Source organism: Methylobacterium indicum (assembly GCF_001043895.1).
Classification (GTDB): domain Bacteria; phylum Pseudomonadota; class Alphaproteobacteria; order Rhizobiales; family Beijerinckiaceae; genus Methylobacterium; species Methylobacterium indicum.
On the sequence record NZ_JTHF01000431.1, the window covers coordinates 1 to 605 of the forward strand.

Consider the following 605-nt stretch of genomic DNA (forward strand, 5'->3'; position numbering starts at 1 on the left):
TCTTCGTCGCGGCCGGTTCCTTCGTGCGGCCGATCAACCGGGCGACGCGGCGCATGACCGGGCTGGCGAACGGCGACGTCCGGGCCGAGATCCCCGACCTGACCCGCCGCGACGAGATCGGCGACATGGCCCGCGCCGTCGCGGTGTTCCGCGACAACGCCATCGCCCGCCTCGACCTCGAAGCCGCCCAGGCCACCGAGCAATCCGCCCGCCAGCGCCGCGCCGACCGGGTCGACGCCCTGGTCCGCGCCTTCCAGCAGAAGGTCGCCCGCTCCCTCGAGATCGTCACCTCCGCGGCCACCGAGCTCGACGCCACCGCCCGCTCGATGACCCAGGTCGCCGACACCACCAACCGCCAGGCCGTCGCCTCCAGCGCCGCCGCCGAGGAGACCTCGGTCAACGTGCAGACCGTCGCCTCGGCCGCCGAGGAGATGGTCTCCTCGCTCCACGAGATCCAACGCCAGGTGCTGCGCTCCAACGAGGTGGCGTCGCACGCCGCCCGCGAGGCCGAGGCTTCCGGCTCGGCGATGGCCGAACTCGGCACCGCCTCCGAGCAGATCGGCGCCGCCGTGACGACGATCTCGTCGATCGCCGCGCAGACCAAC

Annotated in this window: 1 protein-coding gene; it reads left to right on the forward strand. The window is 73.4% G+C overall.

The window, feature by feature from the left end; translation table 11 throughout:
• On the forward strand, positions 1-605 hold a 605-nt coding region (locus tag QR78_RS31130; protein ID WP_048431510.1), incomplete at both ends, for a HAMP domain-containing protein.